We start from the raw sequence: 1,669 nt of genomic DNA on the forward strand, positions 1-1,669 counted from the left end.
ACGTGCTGGCCAACGACACCGACGTCGATGACGGTCATCTGTTCACCCTGAACAGCGCCAGCGCCCCGCTCGGCCAAGGCTCGGCCAGCGTGGTCGCCAATCAGCTGGTATTCACCCCCGGCAGCGACTTCGACCATCTGGCACAGGGTGCGSTCGCGCACGTGACGCTCAGCTACACCATGCAGGACGAACACGGCGCGCTTTCGTCTAGTACGGTGGACGTGACTATCACCGGCACCAACGACCAACCAACCCTGACAATTGCCGACACCACCGGCGCGATGAACGAAGGCGATGGCGCGGCGATGCTGAGCGACAGCGGCGCACTGAGCTTTGCCGATCTGGACAGCACCGACGTGGTGACCGTGTCGCACACCGCCAACGGCGACATCACCTGGAGCGGCGGCACACTCAATGCGGGCGTGGCTTCGGCACTGGTCGCCGGCTTCTCGGTCGATCAGGACAGCTGGAATTACAGCACCAGCCAGAACCTCGACTTCCTCGGCGCGGGTGAAACCATCACCTTCTCGTACACGGTGGTCGCCACCGATGACAGCGGCGCGGCTAACGCTGCTTCGGCAACGCAGACTGTCAGCATCACCATTACCGGCAGCAACGATGTGCCGGTGCTCAGTTTCGCGTCGGGCAATGATGTCGGTGCGGTGCAGGAAGACAGCACCCTCAGCGTCAGTGGCCAGTTCAGCTCGAGCGACATCGACCATGCGGCCACCGCGACCTGGTCGATCAATGGCTCGGCAACTGGGACCTACGGCTCGATCGCCGTCGACAGCACTGGCCAATGGACTTACACCTTGGCCAACGGCAGCGATGGCGTCGCCGGTGCCGTGCAGTCGCTGCAGGCCGGTGAAAGTCACGACGAAGTGTTCACCATCCAGGTCAGCGATGGCCTCGGCGGCGTCGACACCCAGCAGGTGACCGTCACTGTCACCGGCAGCAACGATGCGCCGGTGCTCAGCTTCGCATCGGGCAATGAGGTGGGCGCGGTGCAGGAGGACAGCACCCTCAGCGTCAGTGGCCAGTTCAGTTCAAGCGACATCGATCATGCAGCCACCGCGACCTGGAGCATTGCCGGGTCCAACACCGGCAGCTACGGCTCGATCGCCGTCGACAGCACGGGCCAATGGACCTACACGTTGGCCAACGGCAGCGATGGCGTCGCCAGTGCCGTGCAATCGCTGCAGGCCGGCGAGAGTCACAACGAAGTGTTCACCATCCAGGTCAGCGATGGCCTCGGTGGCGTCGACACCCAGCAGGTTACCGTGACCGTCACCGGCAGCAATGACGCCCCCGTACTCAGCTTCGCCAGCGGCAACGATGTCGGCGCCGTGCAGGAGGACAGCAGCCTCAGCGTCAGTGGCCAATTCAGCTCGAGTGACATCGATCACAATGCCACCGCCACTTGGAGCATTGCCGGGTCCAATACCGGCACTTATGGCTCGATCGCCGTCGACAGCAGCAGCGGCCAATGGACCTACACCCTGGCCAACGGCAGCGACGGTGTCGCCAGTGCCGTGCAGTCGCTGAAGGCGGGCGAGAGTCACAATGAAGTGTTCAGCATCCAGGTCAGTGATGGCCTGGGCGGCGTCGACACCCAGCAGGTGACTGTCACCGTCACCGGCAGCAACGACGCACCGGTACTCAGCTTCGC

Annotated in this window: 1 protein-coding gene; it reads left to right on the top strand. The window is 63.8% G+C overall.

Annotated features, from left to right (window positions below):
- The coding region (locus AC1DQM_RS29765; protein ID WP_477747248.1) for a VCBS domain-containing protein at nucleotides 1-1,669 on the top strand (1,669 nt) is incomplete at both ends.

The organism is Pseudomonas sp. 01L34 (assembly GCF_056400265.1).